The organism is Bacillus cereus group sp. BfR-BA-01331 (assembly GCF_022663915.1).
Lineage (GTDB): Bacteria > Bacillota > Bacilli > Bacillales > Bacillaceae_G > Bacillus_A > Bacillus_A mycoides.
Map to the genome: position 1 here is coordinate 1 of NZ_JAKUGJ010000189.1, position 337 is coordinate 337.

The following is a 337-nucleotide window of genomic DNA, read 5'->3' on the forward strand; positions in this document are numbered from 1 at the left end:
CGACAGTAATAGCCAACGGCTACTAAAATAATGTCTTTTTTGAACTGTTTTCCTTTAAAATATCTCATGTATCATTCTCCTCAACACATTTTCCCTACAGTTTAGCTTCATTTAACAAACTTTGCAACGGAACCAGTGTAGTAAATACATTTCGAAAGAAGGCTACAGAAGCCGAGTTAAATCGTCGATTAAGTCCCTCAGGACTTAATAAAATTCCTGTTGAAGTTTCTAATTGACTACAAAGTTGAGTAAGAGAGGTTGTAGCGATTTGTTGATTTAACCATACACACAAAGATAAAAAATGGTGCCCATGGCACTTACGTTTTCGTTTCATTCC

At 35.6% G+C, this 337-nt stretch carries 2 pseudogenes; both read right to left on the reverse strand.

The features are described from left to right. A pseudogene (locus MR155_RS31635) lies at positions 1 to 68 on the reverse strand (IS6 family transposase); the annotation flags it as partial. Positions 69 to 130: 62 nt separating this feature from the next. Beyond that, a pseudogene (locus MR155_RS31640) lies at positions 131 to 337 on the reverse strand (IS4 family transposase); the annotation flags it as partial.